Source organism: Kitasatospora sp. MBT66 (assembly GCF_000710405.2).
GTDB lineage: Bacteria > Actinomycetota > Actinomycetes > Streptomycetales > Streptomycetaceae > Kitasatospora > Kitasatospora purpeofusca.
This window is the reverse complement of the sequence record NZ_JAIY01000004.1, coordinates 610,337-627,245: the sequence shown is the minus strand read 5'-3', so window position 1 is coordinate 627,245 and position 16,909 is coordinate 610,337. Positions and strand designations below refer to the sequence as shown.

15 protein-coding genes and 2 pseudogenes are annotated in these 16,909 nt (G+C 72.0%); 9 read left to right on the top strand and 8 right to left on the bottom strand.

Translation table 11 applies throughout. From position 1 onward, the window contains the following. Positions 1-29 precede the first annotated feature (29 nt). From gnd to dnaA, 3 genes and pseudogenes are all read right to left on the bottom strand, one after another. Positions 30-926: pseudogene (gene gnd, locus BI06_RS09450) on the bottom strand (phosphogluconate dehydrogenase (NAD(+)-dependent, decarboxylating)); the annotation flags it as partial. 195 nt (positions 927-1,121) lie between these two features. Continuing rightward, on the bottom strand, positions 1,122-2,252 hold the full coding sequence (gene dnaN / locus BI06_RS09445; RefSeq protein ID WP_030392418.1) for a DNA polymerase III subunit beta: 1,131 nt from the start codon (positions 2,250-2,252) through the stop codon (positions 1,122-1,124). A 953-nt stretch (positions 2,253-3,205) separates the two neighbouring features. Then, a complete protein-coding gene (gene dnaA, locus BI06_RS09440) occupies positions 3,206-5,140 on the bottom strand; it encodes a chromosomal replication initiator protein DnaA (RefSeq protein ID WP_043466950.1) in 1,935 nt (644 codons plus the stop codon). Between the two features lie 353 nt (positions 5,141-5,493). Here dnaA and rpmH point away from each other — a divergent pair, with 353 nt between their 5' ends. The 9 genes from rpmH (at position 5,494) to BI06_RS09400 (ending at position 12,290) form a co-directional block, all read left to right on the top strand. Continuing rightward, positions 5,494-5,631: a 50S ribosomal protein L34 gene (gene rpmH, locus BI06_RS09435; RefSeq protein ID WP_030392420.1), complete on the top strand. Its 138-nt coding sequence runs from the start codon at positions 5,494-5,496 to the stop codon at positions 5,629-5,631. An 18-nt stretch (positions 5,632-5,649) separates the two neighbouring features. Then, the gene (gene rnpA, locus BI06_RS46085; protein ID WP_078879736.1) at positions 5,650-6,078 is read left to right on the top strand and encodes a ribonuclease P protein component; all 429 of its coding nucleotides are present in this window, start codon (positions 5,650-5,652) and stop codon (positions 6,076-6,078) included. Continuing rightward, complete coding sequence (gene yidD / locus BI06_RS09430; protein WP_045938903.1) at positions 6,075-6,446, top strand: membrane protein insertion efficiency factor YidD; 372 nt, start codon at positions 6,075-6,077, stop codon at positions 6,444-6,446. Before rnpA ends, yidD begins: the two co-directional genes overlap by 4 nt. After that, positions 6,443-7,603 (top strand): membrane protein insertase YidC, encoded by a 1,161-nt coding sequence (yidC, locus tag BI06_RS09425; protein ID WP_043466946.1) that lies wholly within the window; start codon positions 6,443-6,445, stop codon positions 7,601-7,603. Before yidD ends, yidC begins: the two co-directional genes overlap by 4 nt. Before the next feature lie 84 nt (positions 7,604-7,687). Next, positions 7,688-8,218, top strand: a complete 531-nt coding sequence (locus BI06_RS09420; protein WP_030392424.1) for a R3H domain-containing nucleic acid-binding protein — start codon at positions 7,688-7,690, stop codon at positions 8,216-8,218. Between the two features lie 175 nt (positions 8,219-8,393). Beyond that, positions 8,394-9,239, top strand: a complete 846-nt coding sequence (gene rsmG, locus BI06_RS09415) for a 16S rRNA (guanine(527)-N(7))-methyltransferase RsmG (protein ID WP_082558427.1) — start codon at positions 8,394-8,396, stop codon at positions 9,237-9,239. Positions 9,240-9,507: 268 nt separating this feature from the next. After that, positions 9,508-10,485, top strand: coding sequence for a ParA family protein (locus BI06_RS09410; RefSeq protein WP_094745482.1), 978 nt, complete (start codon positions 9,508-9,510; stop codon positions 10,483-10,485). Next, positions 10,482-11,549, top strand: coding sequence for a ParB/RepB/Spo0J family partition protein (locus BI06_RS09405; protein ID WP_030392427.1), 1,068 nt, complete (start codon positions 10,482-10,484; stop codon positions 11,547-11,549). The genes BI06_RS09410 and BI06_RS09405 overlap by 4 nt, the downstream gene beginning before the upstream one ends. A 123-nt stretch (positions 11,550-11,672) precedes the next feature. Next, the gene (locus BI06_RS09400; RefSeq protein WP_030392428.1) at positions 11,673-12,290 is read left to right on the top strand and encodes a GNAT family N-acetyltransferase; all 618 of its coding nucleotides are present in this window, start codon (positions 11,673-11,675) and stop codon (positions 12,288-12,290) included. A gap of 106 nt (positions 12,291-12,396) precedes the next feature. On the opposite strand, the gene trxA is transcribed toward BI06_RS09400, so the two are convergent. The 5 genes and pseudogenes from trxA to BI06_RS09375 all read right to left on the bottom strand — a co-directional run. Further along, the gene (gene trxA, locus BI06_RS09395) at positions 12,397-12,723 is read right to left on the bottom strand and encodes a thioredoxin (RefSeq protein ID WP_030392429.1); all 327 of its coding nucleotides are present in this window, start codon (positions 12,721-12,723) and stop codon (positions 12,397-12,399) included. A gap of 134 nt (positions 12,724-12,857) precedes the next feature. Continuing rightward, on the bottom strand, positions 12,858-13,823 hold the full coding sequence (gene trxB / locus BI06_RS09390) for a thioredoxin-disulfide reductase (RefSeq protein WP_030392430.1): 966 nt from the start codon (positions 13,821-13,823) through the stop codon (positions 12,858-12,860). A gap of 173 nt (positions 13,824-13,996) precedes the next feature. Beyond that, complete coding sequence (locus BI06_RS50475) at positions 13,997-15,046, bottom strand: anti-sigma factor (RefSeq protein ID WP_051740575.1); 1,050 nt, start codon at positions 15,044-15,046, stop codon at positions 13,997-13,999. Further along, positions 15,043-15,780: an RNA polymerase sigma factor SigM gene (gene sigM / locus BI06_RS09380; protein WP_082558426.1), complete on the bottom strand. Its 738-nt coding sequence runs from the start codon at positions 15,778-15,780 to the stop codon at positions 15,043-15,045. Before sigM ends, BI06_RS50475 begins: the two co-directional genes overlap by 4 nt. A 43-nt stretch (positions 15,781-15,823) precedes the next feature. Further along, positions 15,824-16,909 (bottom strand): annotated as a pseudogene (locus BI06_RS09375) (serine/threonine protein kinase); the annotation flags it as partial.

Sequence of the window (16,909 nt, the reverse complement as noted above, 5' to 3'; positions counted from 1 at the left end):
GCCTCGGGACCTGTGGAGAAGCTTCGGGACTACTTCGACTCGACCGCGTGGCCGCCGAACTGGTTGCGCAGCGCGGCGATCATCTTCATCTGCGGCGAGTCGTCCTGACGGGAGGCGAAGCGCGCGAACAGCGAGGCGGTGATCGCCGGCAGCGGGACGGCGTGGTCGATCGCGGCCTCGACGGTCCAGCGGCCCTCGCCGGAGTCGGCGGCCCAGCCCTTGAGCTTGGCCAGGTGCTCGTCGTCGTCCAGGGCGCGGACGGCCAGGTCGAGCAGCCAGGAGCGGATCACGGTGCCCTCCTGCCAGCTGCGGAAGACCTCGCGGACGTCGGTCACCTCGGGGGCGGCCTCCAGCAGCTCCCAGCCCTCGGCGAAGGCCTGCATCATCGCGTACTCGATGCCGTTGTGGACCATCTTGGCGAAGTGGCCGGCGCCGACCGCGCCCGCGTGCACCGAGCCGAAGTCGCCCTCGGGCTTGAGCGCGTCGAAGACCGGCTTGGCCAGGGCCACGTGCTCGGCGTCGCCGCCGTACATCAGCGCGTAGCCGTTCTCCAGGCCCCAGACGCCGCCGGACACACCGCAGTCGACGAAGCCGATGCCCTTGGCGGCCAGCGCCTCGGCGTGCTTGATGTCGTCGGTCCAGCGGGAGTTCCCGCCGTCGACGACCACGTCACCGGGGGACAGCAGCTCGGACAGCTCGTCCACGGTGGCCTGGGTGGCGGCGCCGGCCGGGACCATGACCCAGACGACGCGCGGGCCCTGCAGCTTGGAGACCAGCTCCTGGAGGCTCTCGACGTCGGAGATGTCGGGGTTGCGGTCGTAGCCGATGACGGTGTGGCCGGCGCGGCGGATCCGCTCGCGCATGTTGCCGCCCATCTTGCCGAGACCGATGAGGCCGAGCTCCATAGCCAAATCCTTACCTGTGGTGACGTCTCTGCGGGCGGCGCCGTTGCCGCGCCTCCTTGAGCCTACGTGCTGGAGCGCGAGCGCCTCCCCGCGATCGGGGCCGACCGGGGGAGGCTTCCACAGGTTTGTTCACAGGGCTGTGGGCGAACGGCCCGGCGGACCGGAAGCCGGCCGGTGCGCGGACCCGGCCGGAGCGTCCGGCCGGGTCTCCGGGGCTCAGCCGGAGAGGCGGACCGGCATGATCAGGTACTGGTAGGCCTCGTCGGCCTCGGCGTCCACCGCGGCCTTGCCGCTGAGCAGCGCGGGCTTGGTCGGGGTGGTGAAGCTCAGCTGGGCGAAGGGGGAGTCGATGGCCTTGAGGCCCTCCTCCAGGTAGCCCGGGTTGAAGGCGATCGAGATGGCGTCGCCCTCCAGGGAGGCGTCGATCCGCTCGGTGGCCTGGGCGTCGTCGCCGGAGCCGGCCTCCAGGGTGAGCACGCCCTCCTCGAAGTTCAGCCGGACCGGGGTGTTGCGCTCGGCCACCAGGGAGACGCGCTTGAGCGCCTCCAGGAAGGGCTGGGTCTGGATCGCCGCGATCGCGTTGAACTCGGTCGGGAAGAGGCTGCGGTACTTGGGGAACTCGCCCTCCAGCAGCCGGGTGGTGGTCCGCCGGCCGGCGCCCTCGAAGCCGATCAGGCCCTCGCCCGCGCCGCCCGAGGAGAGCGCGATGGAGACGCTGTCGCCGCTGCCCAGGGACTTGGCGATGTCCTGCAGGGTCTTGGCCGGGACCAGGGCGACCGCCGAGATGTCGGACTGCTCGGGCTTCCACATCAGCTCGCGGACCGCGAAGCGGTAGCGGTCGGTGGCGGCCAGGGTGATCCGGTCACCCTCGATCTCGACCCGCACACCGGTGAGCACCGGCAGGGTGTCGTCGCGGCCGGCGGCCACGGCGGCCTGGCTGACCGCGGAGGCGAACACGTCGCCCGGGACGGTGCCGGTCGCGGTCGGCATCGCCGGCAGGGCCGGGTACTCGTCCACCGGGAGGGTCGGCAGGGTGAACCGGGAGCTCCCGCAGACCACGCTGACCCGCTGGCCGTCGGTGGAGATCTCCACCGGCCGGTTGGGCAGGTTGCGCGAGATGTCGTTGAGCAGCCGGCCGGAGACCAGCACGGTTCCGGGCTCCTCGATGTCGGCCTCCAGCCCGACCCGGGCCGAGACCTCGTAGTCGAAGCCGGACAGGGCCAGGCTGCCGTCCTGCGCCGTCAGCAGCAGGCCGGCCAGCACCGGCACCGGCGGCCGTGCCGGGAGGCTGCGAGCAGCCCAGGCCACCGCCTCCGCGAGGACGTCACGCTCCACCCGGAACTTCACCGGTAACCGCCTCCTGGATCGAGCGCTCCCGCTCGCACGTCTGGTTCTTCTGATCTTGGTCTTCGCCGCGGCTGTCCACCGAGCTCCGCCGCTCCGCTTCCAGTCGCCGAGGACAGTCTGACGTACTCCACCGACAGACGGGGCAGACGGGCGGAAGCAACTCGAACGGATGTCGGGGCCCGGTTGTCCACAGATTTCGAGCCCACCTGCTTTTGAGCAAGTCGATGGGTCTATAGGTGTAGTGGTAGTAGTAGGGCCTGTGGAAACCGTGGATAACCCTGTTTTAGCAGGTCAGGCCCGGTTTTTTGTCCACAGGACATGTGGATGGCGGCTGTGGACGAACACGGCCCGCTGTGGACGGCGGAGCGTTACCCACAGGGCACGCTGGGTATCCACAGGTTATCCCCAGCTCCGTCCCCAGATCCGGCCCCGGTTATCCACGGGCCCCGGTCAACTTTTCGTGACGCCTTTCACACCTGGGTATGAACGTCCGCAGAAGGTTGTCGAACTGTGGACACAGCTGTGGACAACCTGGGGACAACCCCCCTCTTCCTGGGGACAACCGGTGGACAACCCGGACGGCCCAGTGACGGGCCGCCAATTGTCCACAGCCTGTGGATAACCGTTGTGCACAAGTCCACAGGCACCTGACCTGCGCGGAAGAGCGTAGCGGCGGCCGCCCTGTGGAGGAATTCTGGATAACTTCCGGCCATCGGCCCTGTGGACAGTGGAGAACCCGTCCGGCCTGTGGATTTCGGCCTCGCACACCCCGGGCGTTCGAATCCCTGGTCAGATGTTCGGTGCGGGCGGCGGACTGGCGGAGCGTCCGTCACCGGCATCCCTGCCCCGCCGGTCGGCGACGCACACCTGTGGATATGCCGAAAGGGCGTCAGGATCGCTCCTGACGCCCTTTTCCGGCCATCCGGCACCCGTCCCCGCGGACGGGCCGGAAGTCAGCTCTTGATGCGGTTGGTGAGCTCGGTGACCTGGTTGTAGATCGAGCGCCGCTCCGCCATCAGCGAGCGGATCTTGCGGTCCGCGTGCATCACCGTGGTGTGGTCGCGGCCGCCGAACTGCGCGCCGATCTTCGGCAGCGAGAGGTCGGTCAGCTCGCGGCAGAGGTACATGGCGATCTGGCGGGCCGTCACCAGCACCCGGCTGCGCGAGGATCCGCAGAGGTCGTCCACACCGAGGCCGAAGTAGGCCGCGGTCTGCTGCATGATCACCTGGGCGGTGATCTCCGGCCCGGCGTCCTCGTCACCGCCGGGGATGAGGTCCTTGAGGACGATCCCGGCCAGCTCCAGGTCGACCGGCGCCCGGTTGAGGTTGGCGAAGGCGGTGACCCGGATCAGGGCCCCCTCCAGCTCCCGGATGTTCCGGGTGATCCGGGACGCGATGAACTCCAGCACGTCGGCCGGGGCGTTGAGTTGCTCCTGGATCGCCTTCTTGCGCAGGATCGCGATCCGGGTCTCCAGCTCCGGCGGGGTGACGTCGGTGATCAGCCCCCACTCGAAGCGGTTGCGCAGCCGGTCCTCCAGCGTGGTCAGCAGCTTCGGCGGCCGGTCGGAGGAGAGCACGATCTGCTTGTTGGCGTTGTGCAGGGTGTTGAAGGTGTGGAAGAACTCCTCCTGCGTGGACTCCTTGCTCGCCAGGAACTGCACGTCGTCCACGAGCAGGATGTCCATGTCCCGGTAGCGCTTGCGGAAGGTGTCCGCCTTGCCGTCCCGGATCGAGTTGATGAACTCGTTGGTGAACTCCTCCGAGGACACGTACCGCACCCGGGTGCCCGGGAAGAGGCTGCGCGAGTAGTGCCCGATGGCGTGCAGCAGGTGGGTCTTGCCCAGCCCGGACTCGCCGTAGATGAAGAGCGGGTTGTACGCCTTGGCCGGGGCCTCGGCGACCGCCACCGCCGCCGCGTGCGCGAAGCGGTTGCTGGCGCCGATGACGAAGGTGTCGAAGAGGTACTTGGGGTTCAGCCGGGCGGCCGGCTCGTCCTTGCGGGACCCGCCGGCGGGCGGTGCGCCGGGCGGCGGGGGGACCCCCGGTACCGCCGGCCGGTCGGTGGCGCGCTCGGCCGGAGCCCTGTCCGGGCGCTGGGCGGGGCGCCCGCCGGGGCCGCGGCGGCCGGAGGCGGTCCGCGGGTGCTCGCCGGGGCCGGGGCCGTAGGCGCCGCCGAAGAGGTCGCCCTGGGTGGTCGAGGACGGGGGCAGGGCCCTCGGCGCGGGCCGGTCCACCGGCTCGTCGGGCTCGCGGTAGCCGGGCTGCTGCTCCTGGTAGCCGGGCCAGACCTGGCCGGCCGCCGGGCCGCCGTAGGGCGCGGGGCGCTGCTCGTAGCCGCCGGTGTCGTAGCGGGGCCGGTCGTAGTCGGACTGGTAGGGGCGCGGGTAGCCGGGGCCGCCGTAGTGGCCCTCGTCCTGCCCTTGGCGCTCGTCCTGCCGCTGCCGGTCGTCCTGGCGGTGCCGGTCGTCGTGCCGGTCGTCCTGGCGCTGCCGCTCGTCGTGCCGACGGCGGTCGTCGTGCCGGTCGTCCGGCTCGTCGTGATCGTCGTGGCCGTCGTGGCCGGAGGGGCTCGGGTACGGCTCCACGGGTGCCTGGGCGGCGGGAGCGGGCATGTTCGGCATCGCGTTGGCGTCGACCATCACGGCGATCCGCACCGGGCGGCCCAGCTCGCGGGAGAGCGCCTCGGTCAGCTGCGGCAGCAGCCGTCCCTCCAGCACCTGCTTGGCCCGCTCGTTCGGGGCCGCCAGCAGGGCGGTGTCGTGCATCATCCACATTGGCTGGGTGCGCTCCACCCACTGCTTGTCCATCTCCCCGATGTCCGGGTCGCCGACCAGCCGCTCTACGACTCTCGCCCAGACCGGGACGAGGTCGCTGTTGACATCAGCCACTGGTGCACGCTTTCCAATGAACAAACCAGACAAGTCCTGCAACGGTAGTCAGCGAACAGAGCGGGATCAAGTCGTTGTCCACAGGCTGTGGGCAAACCGCCTCCAGGCGGCTGGTTTGACCCTCGTGCCCCGTCCCGCGTACCGTAACCAGGTCGAGTTGTCGATGGCCGCTGCCGCATGTCCGCGGGTCCTCCCGCTCCATAAGGCGCGCAGCACGGGCGCCGTGGATTGCCCCGAACCCCAGCCGAACTGGGGTGATGGGCCGGATTTCCGTAATCGGGGAGATCACGCGGACGCACGGTGACGGCCAAGCGATCACCCGTCATCCTACGATTCACCTCAGGAGCCCCCGAGTGAGCAAGCGCACCTTCCAGCCGAACAACCGTCGTCGCGCGAAGACCCACGGCTTCCGGCTGCGTATGCGTACCCGCGCCGGCCGCGCCATCCTGGCTGCCCGCCGTGGCAAGGGCCGCACCAGCCTGTCCGCCTGATCCGCACCAGAGTCTGCTGTGCTGCCCTCCGAGAATCGGCTGCGGCGGCGCCAGGACTTCGCGACCGCAGTCAAACGCGGTCGTCGGGCCGGTAAGCCCCTGCTGGTCGTCCATCTCGCCAGAGAGGACGGCTCCGGGGACCACACCGACCGGACCAGCGACATCCGCCCGCACGTCGCCGAGGGGACTCCTTCGGCGCGTGCGGGTTTCGTCGTGAGCAAGGCCGTCGGCCCGGCGGTCACCCGCAACCTGGTCAAGCGCCGGTTGCGGCACCTTGTCCGTGATCGTCTGTCCCGGCTGCCCGCCGGTAGCCTGATAGTGGTGCGTGCGCTGCCTCCGGCCGCGTCCGCCTCGTACCAGGAACTCGAACGTGACCTGGACGCGGCGCTCAAACGGCTGCTCAAGGCCGAGCATGCTGTTTCGGCGCCGACGGGAGCAGGTCGATGAAGTACCTGCTGATGGGTCTGATCAGGGTCTACCAGTGGACCATCAGCCCACTGCTCGGTCCGGTGTGCCGCTACTACCCCTCCTGTTCGCACTACGGCTTCGAGGCCGTGCGGACGCACGGAGCGGTGAAGGGCGGCGCACTGACCGTGTGGCGCATCCTGCGCTGCAATCCATGGACGCCCGGTGGGGTCGACCATGTCCCGCCGCGCAAGCATCCGGTGTGGCACCGCCGGCTGCGGGACCGGCTGAAGGGCCGGTCCGCCGCCGACCAGCCGGTGATCATGCCCCCCGCCGGTCCGGACCCAGAGGGCCCGGCGACCATTGGCCCAGTGGGGCCGATCCCAATGTCCAAGGAGCCTGACCGGTGACCTTCTCCTTCCTCAACCCCCTGTACACAGCGGTGTCCTGGATCATCGTCCAGTTCCACTCGCTGTACAGCCACGTTTTCGATCCGAACGGTGGTTGGGCCTGGGGTCTGGCCATCGCGTCGATGGTGGTCGTCATCCGGATCTGCCTGATCCCGCTCTTCGTGAAGCAGATCAAGGCGACCCGGGCCATGCAGGCGATCCAGCCGAAGATGAAGGCCATCCAGGAGCGGTACAAGAACGACCGCCAGCGCCAGTCCGAAGAGATGATGAAGCTGTACAAGGAGGCGGGTACCAACCCGTTCTCCAGCTGCCTTCCCATCATCGTGCAGGCGCCGTTCTTCACCGCGCTCTACGGCGTGCTCGCCAAGGTCGCCGACGGCAAGCCGATCGGCGTGATCGACGGCACCCTGCTGGACAGCGCCCAGCAGGCCCACATCTTCGGTGCCCCGCTCTCGGCGACCTTCGTCGGCAGCAGCGAGGTCAGCGTCAAGATCGTCGTCGCCGTGATGATCGTCCTGATGTCGCTGTCGCAGTTCATCACCCAGCGCCAGCTGATGACGAAGAACGTCGACCTCACCGTGAAGACGCCGTTCATGCAGCAGCAGAAGATGCTGATGTACGTCTTCCCGATCATGTTCGCCGTGATGGGCATCAACTTCCCCGTCGGTGTCCTGGTCTACTGGCTGACCACCAACATCTGGTCGATGGGCCAGCAGCTGATCGTCATCCGCAACAACCCGACGCCGGGCAGCAAGGCCTGGGACGAGCGTCAGGAGCGGCTGAAGAAGCAGGGCCGGCTGAACCCGGACGGCTCGGTGATCCAGGGCCCGCTCTGGGGCCTGCTGCCGGCGAAGAAGTCGGCCGCGACGGCCGAGGCCGTGGTGGAGGAGTCGGTGCAGGTGCGCCGCCAGCAGCCGCGGAAGCAGACCAAGTCGCAGCGCCAGCACGGTGGCAGCCAGCCGGCGAGCCTGACCAAGGACGCCCCGGCCGAGCAGCCCGCGGACGCGGTGCCGGCGGACTCGGCCGACACCGCGAGCACCGGTGCCGCCGGTGCGGCAGGTGCCGCCAAGCAGACCGCGGCCAAGCCGGCCGCCACCCGTCAGCAGGGCGGCCGACAGCAGCCCAAGCGCGGCGGACAGCGGCCGAAGAAGAAGTGACCGGCCCGGTCCGAACCGCCTCCGCGGCCCCCTGAACCTCGTTACCGGCCCACCAACCGGGCCCATCTCCGAAGGAGTCCATCAGTGACGGAAGGCACCACCTCCGCCGTCGAGGCCGAGGCCGCCCCCGGCGCCGACGAGAACATCGTCGCCCGCCTGGAGCAGGAGGGCGACATCGCGGCGGACTACCTGGAGGGTCTGCTCGACATCGCGGACCTCGACGGTGACATCGACATGGACGTCGAGGGCGACCGCGCACTGGTCTCCATCGTCAGCGACGGCAACGACCGGGCCCTGCATCGGCTGGTCGGCCAGGACGGCGAGGTGCTGGAGGCGCTGCAGGAGCTGACCCGGTTGGCCGTCCACCGGGAGACCGGCGAGCGCAGCCGCCTCATGCTGGACATCGCCGGCTTCCGGGCCCGCAAGCGCACGGAGCTGGCGACCCTCGGGTCCCAGGCCGCGGAGCAGGTGAAGAGCTCCGGCGAGCAGGTCAAGCTGCGTCCGATGACCCCGTTCGAGCGCAAGGTCGTCCACGACGCGGTGGCCGCGGCCGGTCTGCGCAGTGAGTCGGAGGGCGAGGAGCCCCAGCGTTGCGTGGTCGTGCTGCCGGCCTGACGGCCGGGCGACCGCCGGCCGCCAGGGCGGCCGGCAAGCGACACGAGGACCCGACCCCGTCCGCCACGCGCGGGCGGGGTCGTCGTCCCTTCGCGGGGCGCTGGCCCGGCGAGAGATGTTTCACGTGAAACGGTGCAGGAGCGGGTCGGTGGATCCGGGGAGCGGAGAGGTCGAGATGGACACGGAGAGCGTGCCTGCCGGAGAGCCGGAGTCGGGGGCCGGTGGTCCGGACGCCGGGAGCGCGCCCGCGGGCGGGCGGCCGGCGGTCGAGCCGCCGCCCGCCCCGCCGGCCGTCGCCCGGGAGGTCTTCGGCGAGCGGTTCGACGCCGCCGTCCGCTACACCGAGCTGCTGGCGACCGAGGGCGTGACCCGGGGGCTGATCGGCCCGCGCGAGGTGCCCCGGCTCTGGGACCGCCATGTGCTCAACTGCGCGGTGCTCGCCGAGCTGCTGCCGGCCGGGACGACGCTGTGCGACGTCGGCTCCGGCGCCGGGCTGCCCGGCATCCCGGTGGCGCTGGCCCGCCCGGACGTCTCGGTGACCCTGCTGGAGCCGCTGCTGCGCCGGACCACCTTCCTGGAGGAGGTGGTCCGCGAGCTCGGTCTGGAGAACGTCACCGTGCTCCGCGGCCGGGCCGAGGAGATGGTCGGCAAGCTCGCGGTGGAGGTGGTGACCGCCCGTGCGGTGGCGCCGCTGGAGCGGCTGGCCGGTTGGGGCCTCCCGCTGCTGCGTCCGCACGGCCAGATGCTGGCGCTCAAGGGCGACAGCGCGGAGCAGGAGCTCGCCGACTCGCGGGCCGGGCTGGCGAAGCTCGGCGGGGTGGAGTGGTCGGTGATCTCGGTCGGCGACGGCACCCTGGAGACCTCGACCCGGGTGATCCAGGTCAAGGTGGGCGAGAGCCCGGGCGGTGTGCGGGCGGCGACCCGCCGGGCCAAGGCCGCGGCCAGGGCCGGCCGGGCCGCGGCCGGTGGCGCGACCCGCGGCGGCGACCGCGCCCGCAACCCCCGGCGGCGTCCCCGCTGACACCGGGATGGGACTCGACACGGGCGGGTGGTCCTCGGACCGCCCGCCCGTGGTCGTCCGGGCCGCCGCCCGAGCGTTTCCGACGCCCCGGTGACGGCAGGGCGGCCGGCCGGACGACTCGGGGTTCACCGGAGTGTCGCATCGTCAGAATTCCGACATTGCGGGCATGGTGTTTCACGTGAAACGTCGCTCTCTGCTCTCGGGAATCCTCGCCCGCAGCCGGGCGGTGACTGTTGCCGCTCCGGTTTCACGTGAAACACTGAGCCCCATGCAGGACTCGGAGACCATCGACCAGATCGATGACACGCCCATCGCGCGTGCCGCCCAGGCTGCGGTCCAGGCCATCGGCCGAGCGGGCGAAGGACTGCCCCGGCCGGCCGCCACCCGGGTGATGGTGGTGGCCAACCAGAAGGGCGGGGTGGGCAAGACCACCACCACCGTCAACCTCGCCGCCTCGCTGGCCATGCACGGGCTGCGGGTCCTGGTGGTCGACCTCGACCCGCAGGGCAACGCCTCGACCGCGCTCGGCATCGACCACCACGCCGAGGTGCCCTCGATCTACGACGTACTGGTGGAGGGCAAGCCGCTGGCCGACGTGGTCCAGCCGGTGGTCGAGGTCGAGGGGCTGTTCTGCGTCCCCGCGACCATCGACCTGGCCGGCGCGGAGATCGAGCTGGTGTCGCTGGTGGCCCGGGAGAGCCGGCTGCAGCGCGCCATCGCCGCGTACGAGCAGCCGCTGGACTACATCCTGATCGACTGCCCGCCCTCGCTGGGCCTGCTGACGGTCAACGCCCTGGTCGCCGGCCAGGAGGTGCTGATCCCGATCCAGTGCGAGTACTACGCGCTGGAGGGCCTCGGGCAGCTGCTGCGCAACGTCGAGCTGGTCCGGGCGCACCTCAACCCGGCGCTGCACGTCTCCACGATCCTGCTCACCATGTACGACGCCCGGACCAGGCTGGCCGCCCAGGTGGCGGAGGAGGTCCGGACGCACTTCCCGCAGGAGGTGCTGCACACCGCGATCCCGCGCTCGGTCCGGATCTCGGAGGCGCCCAGCTACGGTCAGACGGTGCTCACCTACGACCCCGGCTCCACCGGTGCGCTCTCCTACCTGGAGGCCGCGCGGGAGCTGGCGCTGCGGGCGGTGCCCGCCGCGGGCGGCGGTTCGTTGGTGGGGCAGCAGCGGGACGGTTCGGGGCAGCAGGGCGCCCCGGTGGCACAGCACGGTACGACGGAGGGCAATCGGTGAGTGGTCGCAGGGGTCTGGGACGAGGACTCGGGGCGCTGATCTCCCCGGTGGCCCCGGCGGGCGCAGGGGTCGGGGGCGCGGCGCAGCCCGCGGCGGCCCCGGCCGGCACGGCGTCGCCCACGGCGGTGCCGACGCTGCCCTCGGGCCGGGGCACGCTGGCGGCCAAGGCCGCCGCGGAGAGCCTGCGGGAGCAGGCCGCCGCCGAGGCGGAGCTGACCCGGGTGGAGGGCGCCTACTTCGCCGAACTGCCGCTGGACGCGATCACCCCCAACCCGCGCCAGCCGCGCGAGGTGTTCGACGAGGACAAGCTGGCCCAGCTGGTCGCCTCGATCAAGGAGGTGGGCCTGCTCCAGCCGGTGGTGGTGCGCCAGTCCGCGCCGGGGCGCTTCGAGCTCATCATGGGCGAGCGGCGCTGGCGGGCCTCCCGGGAGGCCGGGCTGGAGCAGATCCCGGCGATCGTCCGGGCCACCGAGGACGACAAGCTGCTGCTGGACGCCCTGCTGGAGAACCTGCACCGGGCGGAGCTCAACCCGCTGGAGGAGGCAGCCGCCTACGACCAGCTGCTGCGGGACTTCTCCTGCACCCACGACGAGCTGGCGGACCGGATCGGGCGCTCGCGTTCGCACGTGTCCAACACCCTGCGGCTGCTGAAGCTGCCGCCGGCGGTCCAGCGGCGGGTGGCCTCCGGGGTGCTCACCGCGGGCCACGCCCGGGCGCTGCTCGGGGCGCCGGACCAGGAGCGGCAGGAGGAGCTGGCCAAGCGGATCGTCGCGGAGGGGCTCTCGGTGCGGACCACCGAGGAGATCGTCGCGCTGATGGACCGGGAGGAGCGGCCCAAGCGCCAGGCGCCCAAGGCCGGGAAGATCCTCTCGCCGGCCTTCAACGACCTGGCGAGCCGGCTCTCCGACCGCTTCGAGACCCGGGTGAAGGTCGAGGTGTCGCAGCGCGCCGGCAAGCTCGGCAAGGGCAAGGTGGTGCTGGAGTTCGGCTCCGTGGAGGACCTGAACCGGATCCTGGACAGCCTCGCGCCCGGTGAGGACGGACTGCGGCTGTCGCAGGGCTGAGCCGGGCCGATCGCGGCACGCGATGGGTGCATGTTCCACGTGGGCGCTGTTTCACGTGAAACATGCACCCATCGGCATTCGGGGGGAATGCTCGACTGTGGAGTGGACGAGGAGGTGCGGGGCATGGGACGCCGGATCGTTCCGTTGACGCTGGACAACCTCGCGGATCTGCCGTCGACCTGCCGCTCCTGTGTGTTCTGGGAGCTGGACCCGGTCAGCGGCCGGGCGGCGGTGGAGTCCGGCAAGCCCGAGCTGGAGAAGGAGGGGTGGATCTCCGCCGTCCTGCTGGAGTGGGGGTCCTGCGGCCGGGTCGTCTACGTGGACGAGCAGCCGGCCGGGTTCGTGCTCTACGCCCCGCCCGCGTATGTGCCGCGTTCGCAGTCCTTCCCGACCAGCCCGGTGGCCTCGGACGCCGTTCAGCTGATGGTCAGCCGGGTGCTGCCGGGCTTCCAGCGGCAGGGGATCGGCCGGGTGCTGGTGCAGACGGTGGCCAAGGACCTGCTGGGCCGGGGGTTCCGGGCGATCGAGGCCTTCGGGGCGGTGGGGCGGCAGCCGGTCAGCTGTGTGCTGCCGGCCGAGCACCTGCTGGCGGTGGGCTTCAAGACGGTCCGCCCGCACCACCGCTACCCGCGGCTGCGGCTGGAGGCGCGGACCACGCTCTCCTGGCGGGGGGACGTCGAGGGGGCGCTGGAGCGGCTGCTGGGCGGCGGTCGGAAGGAGCCGGCGCTGCGGCCGTTCTGAGCGCTCCCGGTGCCTCGGGGCGGCCCCCCGGAGGGCCGGGGACAACGGACGAGGGCGGGACTCCCGGTGGGGAGTCCCGCCCTCGTGGCGTTCCGGGGGAACGGACCTAGATCAGGCCGTCCAGCTCGCGCAGCAGCGCGGCCTTCGGACGGGCGCCGGTGATCTGCTTCACCGCCTCGCCGTTCTTGTAGAGGATCAGGGTCGGGATGGAAATCACGTTGTACGTCGCGGCGGTCTGCTGGTTCGCGTCGACGTCGAGCTTGGCGATGGTGAGCTTGTCGCCCTGCTCGGCCGCGATCTCCTCCAGAACCGGGGCGACCTGACGGCACGGGCCGCACCATTCGGCCCAGAAGTCGACGAGAACGGGCTTGTCGCTCTTGAGGACGTCCGCCTCGAACGTCGCGTCGGTCACGGTGGTGGTGGCGCCGGCCACGGTCACTCCTAGGGGTCAATCGGGCGAGGGGCTGCCAGGTCTACAACACCGCACAGGGCGGTTCTGTTTCGTCCCGGCGGGGTCGGGTGTGTTTCACGTGGAACACACCCGACCGGACGGTGGATCGCTTCGGGTCAGACCGCGACGGTGGCGGCCTGGGCCTCCAGGTCGGCCAGCGAGGCCAGGTAGCGCTCGGCGTCCAGGGCGGCGGAGCAGCCGGTGCCGGAGGCGGTGATGGCCTGGCGGTAGGTGTGGTCGACGACGTCGCCGGCGGCGAAGACACCCGGGATGTTGGTGCGGGTGGAGGGGGCCTCGACCTTGAGGTAGCCCTCGGCGTCGAGCTCCAGCTGGCCCTTGAAGAGCTCGGTGCGCGGGTCGTGGCCGATCGCGATGAACAGGCCGGTGACCGGGAGCTCGCGCAGCTCGCCGGTGGTGGTGTCGCGCAGGGTGACACCGGTCAGCTTCGGGTCGCCGTGGATGGCCTCGACCGCGCTGTCCCACTCGAAGCTGATCTTCTCGTCGGCGAAGGCGCGCTCCTGCATCGCCTTGGAGGCGCGCAGGGTGTCCCGGCGGTGGATCACCTTGACGCTGCGGGCGAAGCGGGAGAGGAAGGTCGCCTCCTCCAGGGCGGTGTCGCCGCCGCCGACCACCGCGATGTCCTGGTCCCGGAAGAAGAAGCCGTCGCAGGTCGCGCACCAGGAGACGCCCCGGCCGGACAGCTTGTCCTCGTTGGGCAGGTCCAGCTTGCGGTGCTGGGAGCCGGTGGTGACGATCACCGCGCGGGCCTTGTGGACGTTGCCCTCGGAGTCGGTGACGGTCTTGATGTCACCGGTGAGGTCGACCGAGACGATGTCGTCGGGGATCAGCTCGGCGCCGAAGCGCTCGGCCTGGGCCCGCATGTTGTCCATCAGCTCGGGGCCCATGATGCCGTCCCGGAAGCCCGGGAAGTTCTCGACCTCGGTGGTGTTCATCAGGGCGCCACCGGCGGTGACGGCGCCCTCGAAGACCAGGGGCTTGAGGGAGGCGCGGGCCGTGTAGAGCGCGGCGGTGTATCCGGCGGGGCCGGAGCCGATGATGATCACGTTACGGACGTCGCTCACTGCATCTCCTGGTTCGCATCGCGACCCGCGTTTGCTGCGGGGAGGGCGGTCCTGCTCCGCCGCCCGGGACAACGACTGACCAGTGTCTCGCATTCCCAGGAGGATCAGTACCAGGCGACCGCACTCTGGGAGTGTCGCGCGGCCCCGGGCATGGATCGCACGGGAACCACCGGTCAGGGTGCGGGGACGGTCAGATGGCGCAGCACCGGTCCGCAGTCGGGGGCGCGGAGGTAGACGTCGAGCAGCTCAGGACGGCCCGGCAGGGCGTACACCAGGAGGTCCGCGGCCGCGCCCGCGTAGCTGCCCCGGTCGGTGGCCAGCAGGGCGGCGGTGCTGGGGGGCGGGCAGGCCGGGGTGGAGCGGTCGCCGCCCACGAGGCCCTGGCCGCCCTCCGCGGGCGGCACGGCGGTCGCCCCGGCGCCCTCCGAGGGGTCGGTGGCGGAGCCCGAGCCGGGGGCCGAACCCGAGCCGGGGACAGAACCGGGGCCCGAGCCGGGGCCGGTGGAGGGCTTGACCGGGCGGGTGGTGCCCGCGGCGGCGAGCAGCTGCGCGACCTGGGCGGCGAGCCGGTCGTCCTGGTAGGCCGTGCCGCCGGTGGCACGGTCGGTCCTGGCCCCGGCGGCGGAGCTCTCCGGGGCGGCGGTGCCGGCGGCGGGGGCGGCGCCCGCGTCGGCGGTGGTGCTGAGGTCCTGCCGCCCGGAGGAGGACAGGGAGAGGAAGGCGCCGCCGAGGCCGAGGGCGACCAGCGCGGCGGCCGAGCCGAGCAGCAGGGCCCTGCGGCGGCCCCGGCGGGACCGTCCCGGGCCGGTGCCGGCGGCGGTGCCCGCGACCGGGCGGGACGGCGGGGCCTTCGGCGACCCGGTGGGCGCGGGCCGGGCGGCCGGCACGGACGGTGTGGACGAGGTGGACGAGGTGGACGAGGTGGACGCGATGGACGAGGTGGACGCGGTGGGCGCCGCGGGCGGTCCGGCGGCGGCCGCGAGGGCGGCGTCGATCCGGGCGGCGACATCGGCCGGCACGGCCGGAGGCTCGGCCGCGCCGAGCAGCGCCGACACCTCGGTGAGCGCGTCGACGGTCTCCCGGCAGTCGGTGCAGCCGGCCAGGTGCTCCCGGAGCGCCTCGGCCTCGGCGGGGGCGAGCAGGTCCTCGGAGAGGTCGGCCAGCTCGTCGACCGAGGGGTGCGGTCCGGCGGTGGGGTCGGAGGAGGAGGGCGGTGCCGTCATCGCGTACTCGCGTCTCCTTCCAGAATCGGCCGGGCTGGATCCGGGGCTGTCCCTGTGACGGTGCGGCCGCCGGGTGGGTTCCCGGTCGGACGGGAGGTGTTGCCCGGGGGCGGTGTTTCACGTGAAACAGCGCTCCCCCGCGACGCCGGGCCGGCCTCCTCGCGCAGATGCCGGACGAGCGGCAGCAGCCGGGCCCGGCCCCGGGCGCAGCGGCTCTTCACCGTGCCCACCGGCACCCCCAGCAGCTCGGCCGCCTCGGCGACCGGATAGCCCTGCATGTCGACCAGGACCAGCGCGGCCCGCTGCTCGAGCGGGAGCTCGGCGAGTGCGGCGGACAGCTCGCGGTGCACCTCGGCGCGCACCACCGGGGAGTCGGCCGGTTCGGCCGAGCCGACCAGGGCGTCCAGCCGCTGCGGATCGTCGTCCAGCGGCTTGGTCCGGCGGGTGGCCGCCCGGCGGGCGCGGTCCAGGCAGGCGTTGACCACGATCCGGTGCAGCCAGGTCGTGACGGCCGACCGGCCCTGGAAGGTGTGGGCGGACCGGAAGGCGGAGACCAGGGCGTCCTGGAGGGCGTCGGCGGCCTCCTCGCGGTCGCCCAGGGTGCGCAGGGCGACGGCCCAGAGCCGATCCCGGTGGCGGTTCACCAGCAGGCCGAAGGCCTCCCGGTCGCCGCCGACGTGCCGGGCGAGGAGCGCCGCGTCGTCGTCGGGCCGCTCCGGTCCGTCCTGCGCCACGTCCACCCCTCGTCGTTCGTGCCCCGCCACCGCAGTCGGCGGGTCAGCCGAAGACCTTCACGTCGCCGAGGAAAGCCTGGTACTTGCCCGGGTTCGGACCGCTGTCCGGATTCTTGGACAGGTTGGTCAGCCAGATCAAGAGATAGCGGGTGGTGACCGGGCTGTCCAGGTTGTACTCGACCGCCGTGCCGGCCTTCTTCCCCAGGACGGTGAAATCACCCGGCTTGGCGGTCTGCGCGTTGCCGACGGTCTTGCCGGGCATGCGGAGCTCGGCCGTGGTGGCGGTGCTCCACTTGAGGGTCACCTTGGAGACCGTCTGCGCCGAGCCGAGGTCGAGCAGCAGCCCGGTGCCCTCCTTGGTGCCCGGCTTGGACCCGAACGCGTCGCTGTACCAGTTGGTCTGCCACTCGCTGGCCGGGTCGTCGTCGATGGCCTTGGCCAGGCTGGCCGCGCCGTCCGCCTTCTCGCCCAGCGGGTTGTAGGACAGCGCCTCCTTGACCGGGATCGGAGCCGGGTCGTGGGTGGCGGCGTGGGCGCTGGGAGTGGCGGAGGTGGAGCTGGGCTGGGGGGAGGCGACGGCCGTGCTCCCCGGGCGCAGGCTGTCCACCAGCTGCCAGGAGGCGACGCCGATGGCGCCGAGGGCGACCGCCGACGCGGTCACCTTGACCACGGTGCGCAGCCGTCGTCCGCTGCGCCGCACCGGGGCGGCCACCGGGGCCGGCGCGGTGCCGGGGGCGGCCACCACCCGGGTCGGGTTGGGCGCGGTCGGCAGTGCGTGGGTGTTGTGGCGCGGCGGGCTGGTGAAGGCCGGGAGCTCGGGCTGGGGCTGGCGGATGCGCGGCATCAGGGCGATCGCCCGGGCCAGTCCGTCGGGGGTGGTGATCGGCTCGGCGTGGTGCGGCGGGTGGTCGAGCAGGGCTCGGGCGGCCAGCTCGGACAGGCCCTTGTGGACGCCGGCGCGGACCTGGTCCGGTGCCACCTCGCGGAGGTTCCTGGGCAGGCCCTGGAGGTCGTAGCGGTCCTCGGGGTAGGGCCAGCGGTGGGTGAGGGCGGCGAACAGCAGGGCGCCGATGGCCCGGGTGTCGACGCGCTCGGCGTCCTCCCCGCTGCCCTCGCCGGTGAGGCCGCG

Excerpts from the sequence above, each read along its gene's own strand:
- BI06_RS50475 (WP_051740575.1), bottom strand. The coding sequence starts at position 15,046 with ATGACGGCACCGCCCTCCTCCTCCGACCCCACCGCCGGACCGCACCCC.
- yidD (WP_045938903.1), top strand. The coding sequence starts at position 6,075 with ATGAAGTACCTGCTGATGGGTCTGATCAGGGTCTACCAGTGGACCATC.
- BI06_RS09400 (WP_030392428.1), top strand. The coding sequence starts at position 11,673 with ATGGGACGCCGGATCGTTCCGTTGACGCTGGACAACCTCGCGGATCTG.
- rsmG (WP_082558427.1), top strand. The coding sequence starts at position 8,394 with ATGGACACGGAGAGCGTGCCTGCCGGAGAGCCGGAGTCGGGGGCCGGT.
- BI06_RS09410 (WP_094745482.1), top strand. The coding sequence starts at position 9,508 with ATGCAGGACTCGGAGACCATCGACCAGATCGATGACACGCCCATCGCG.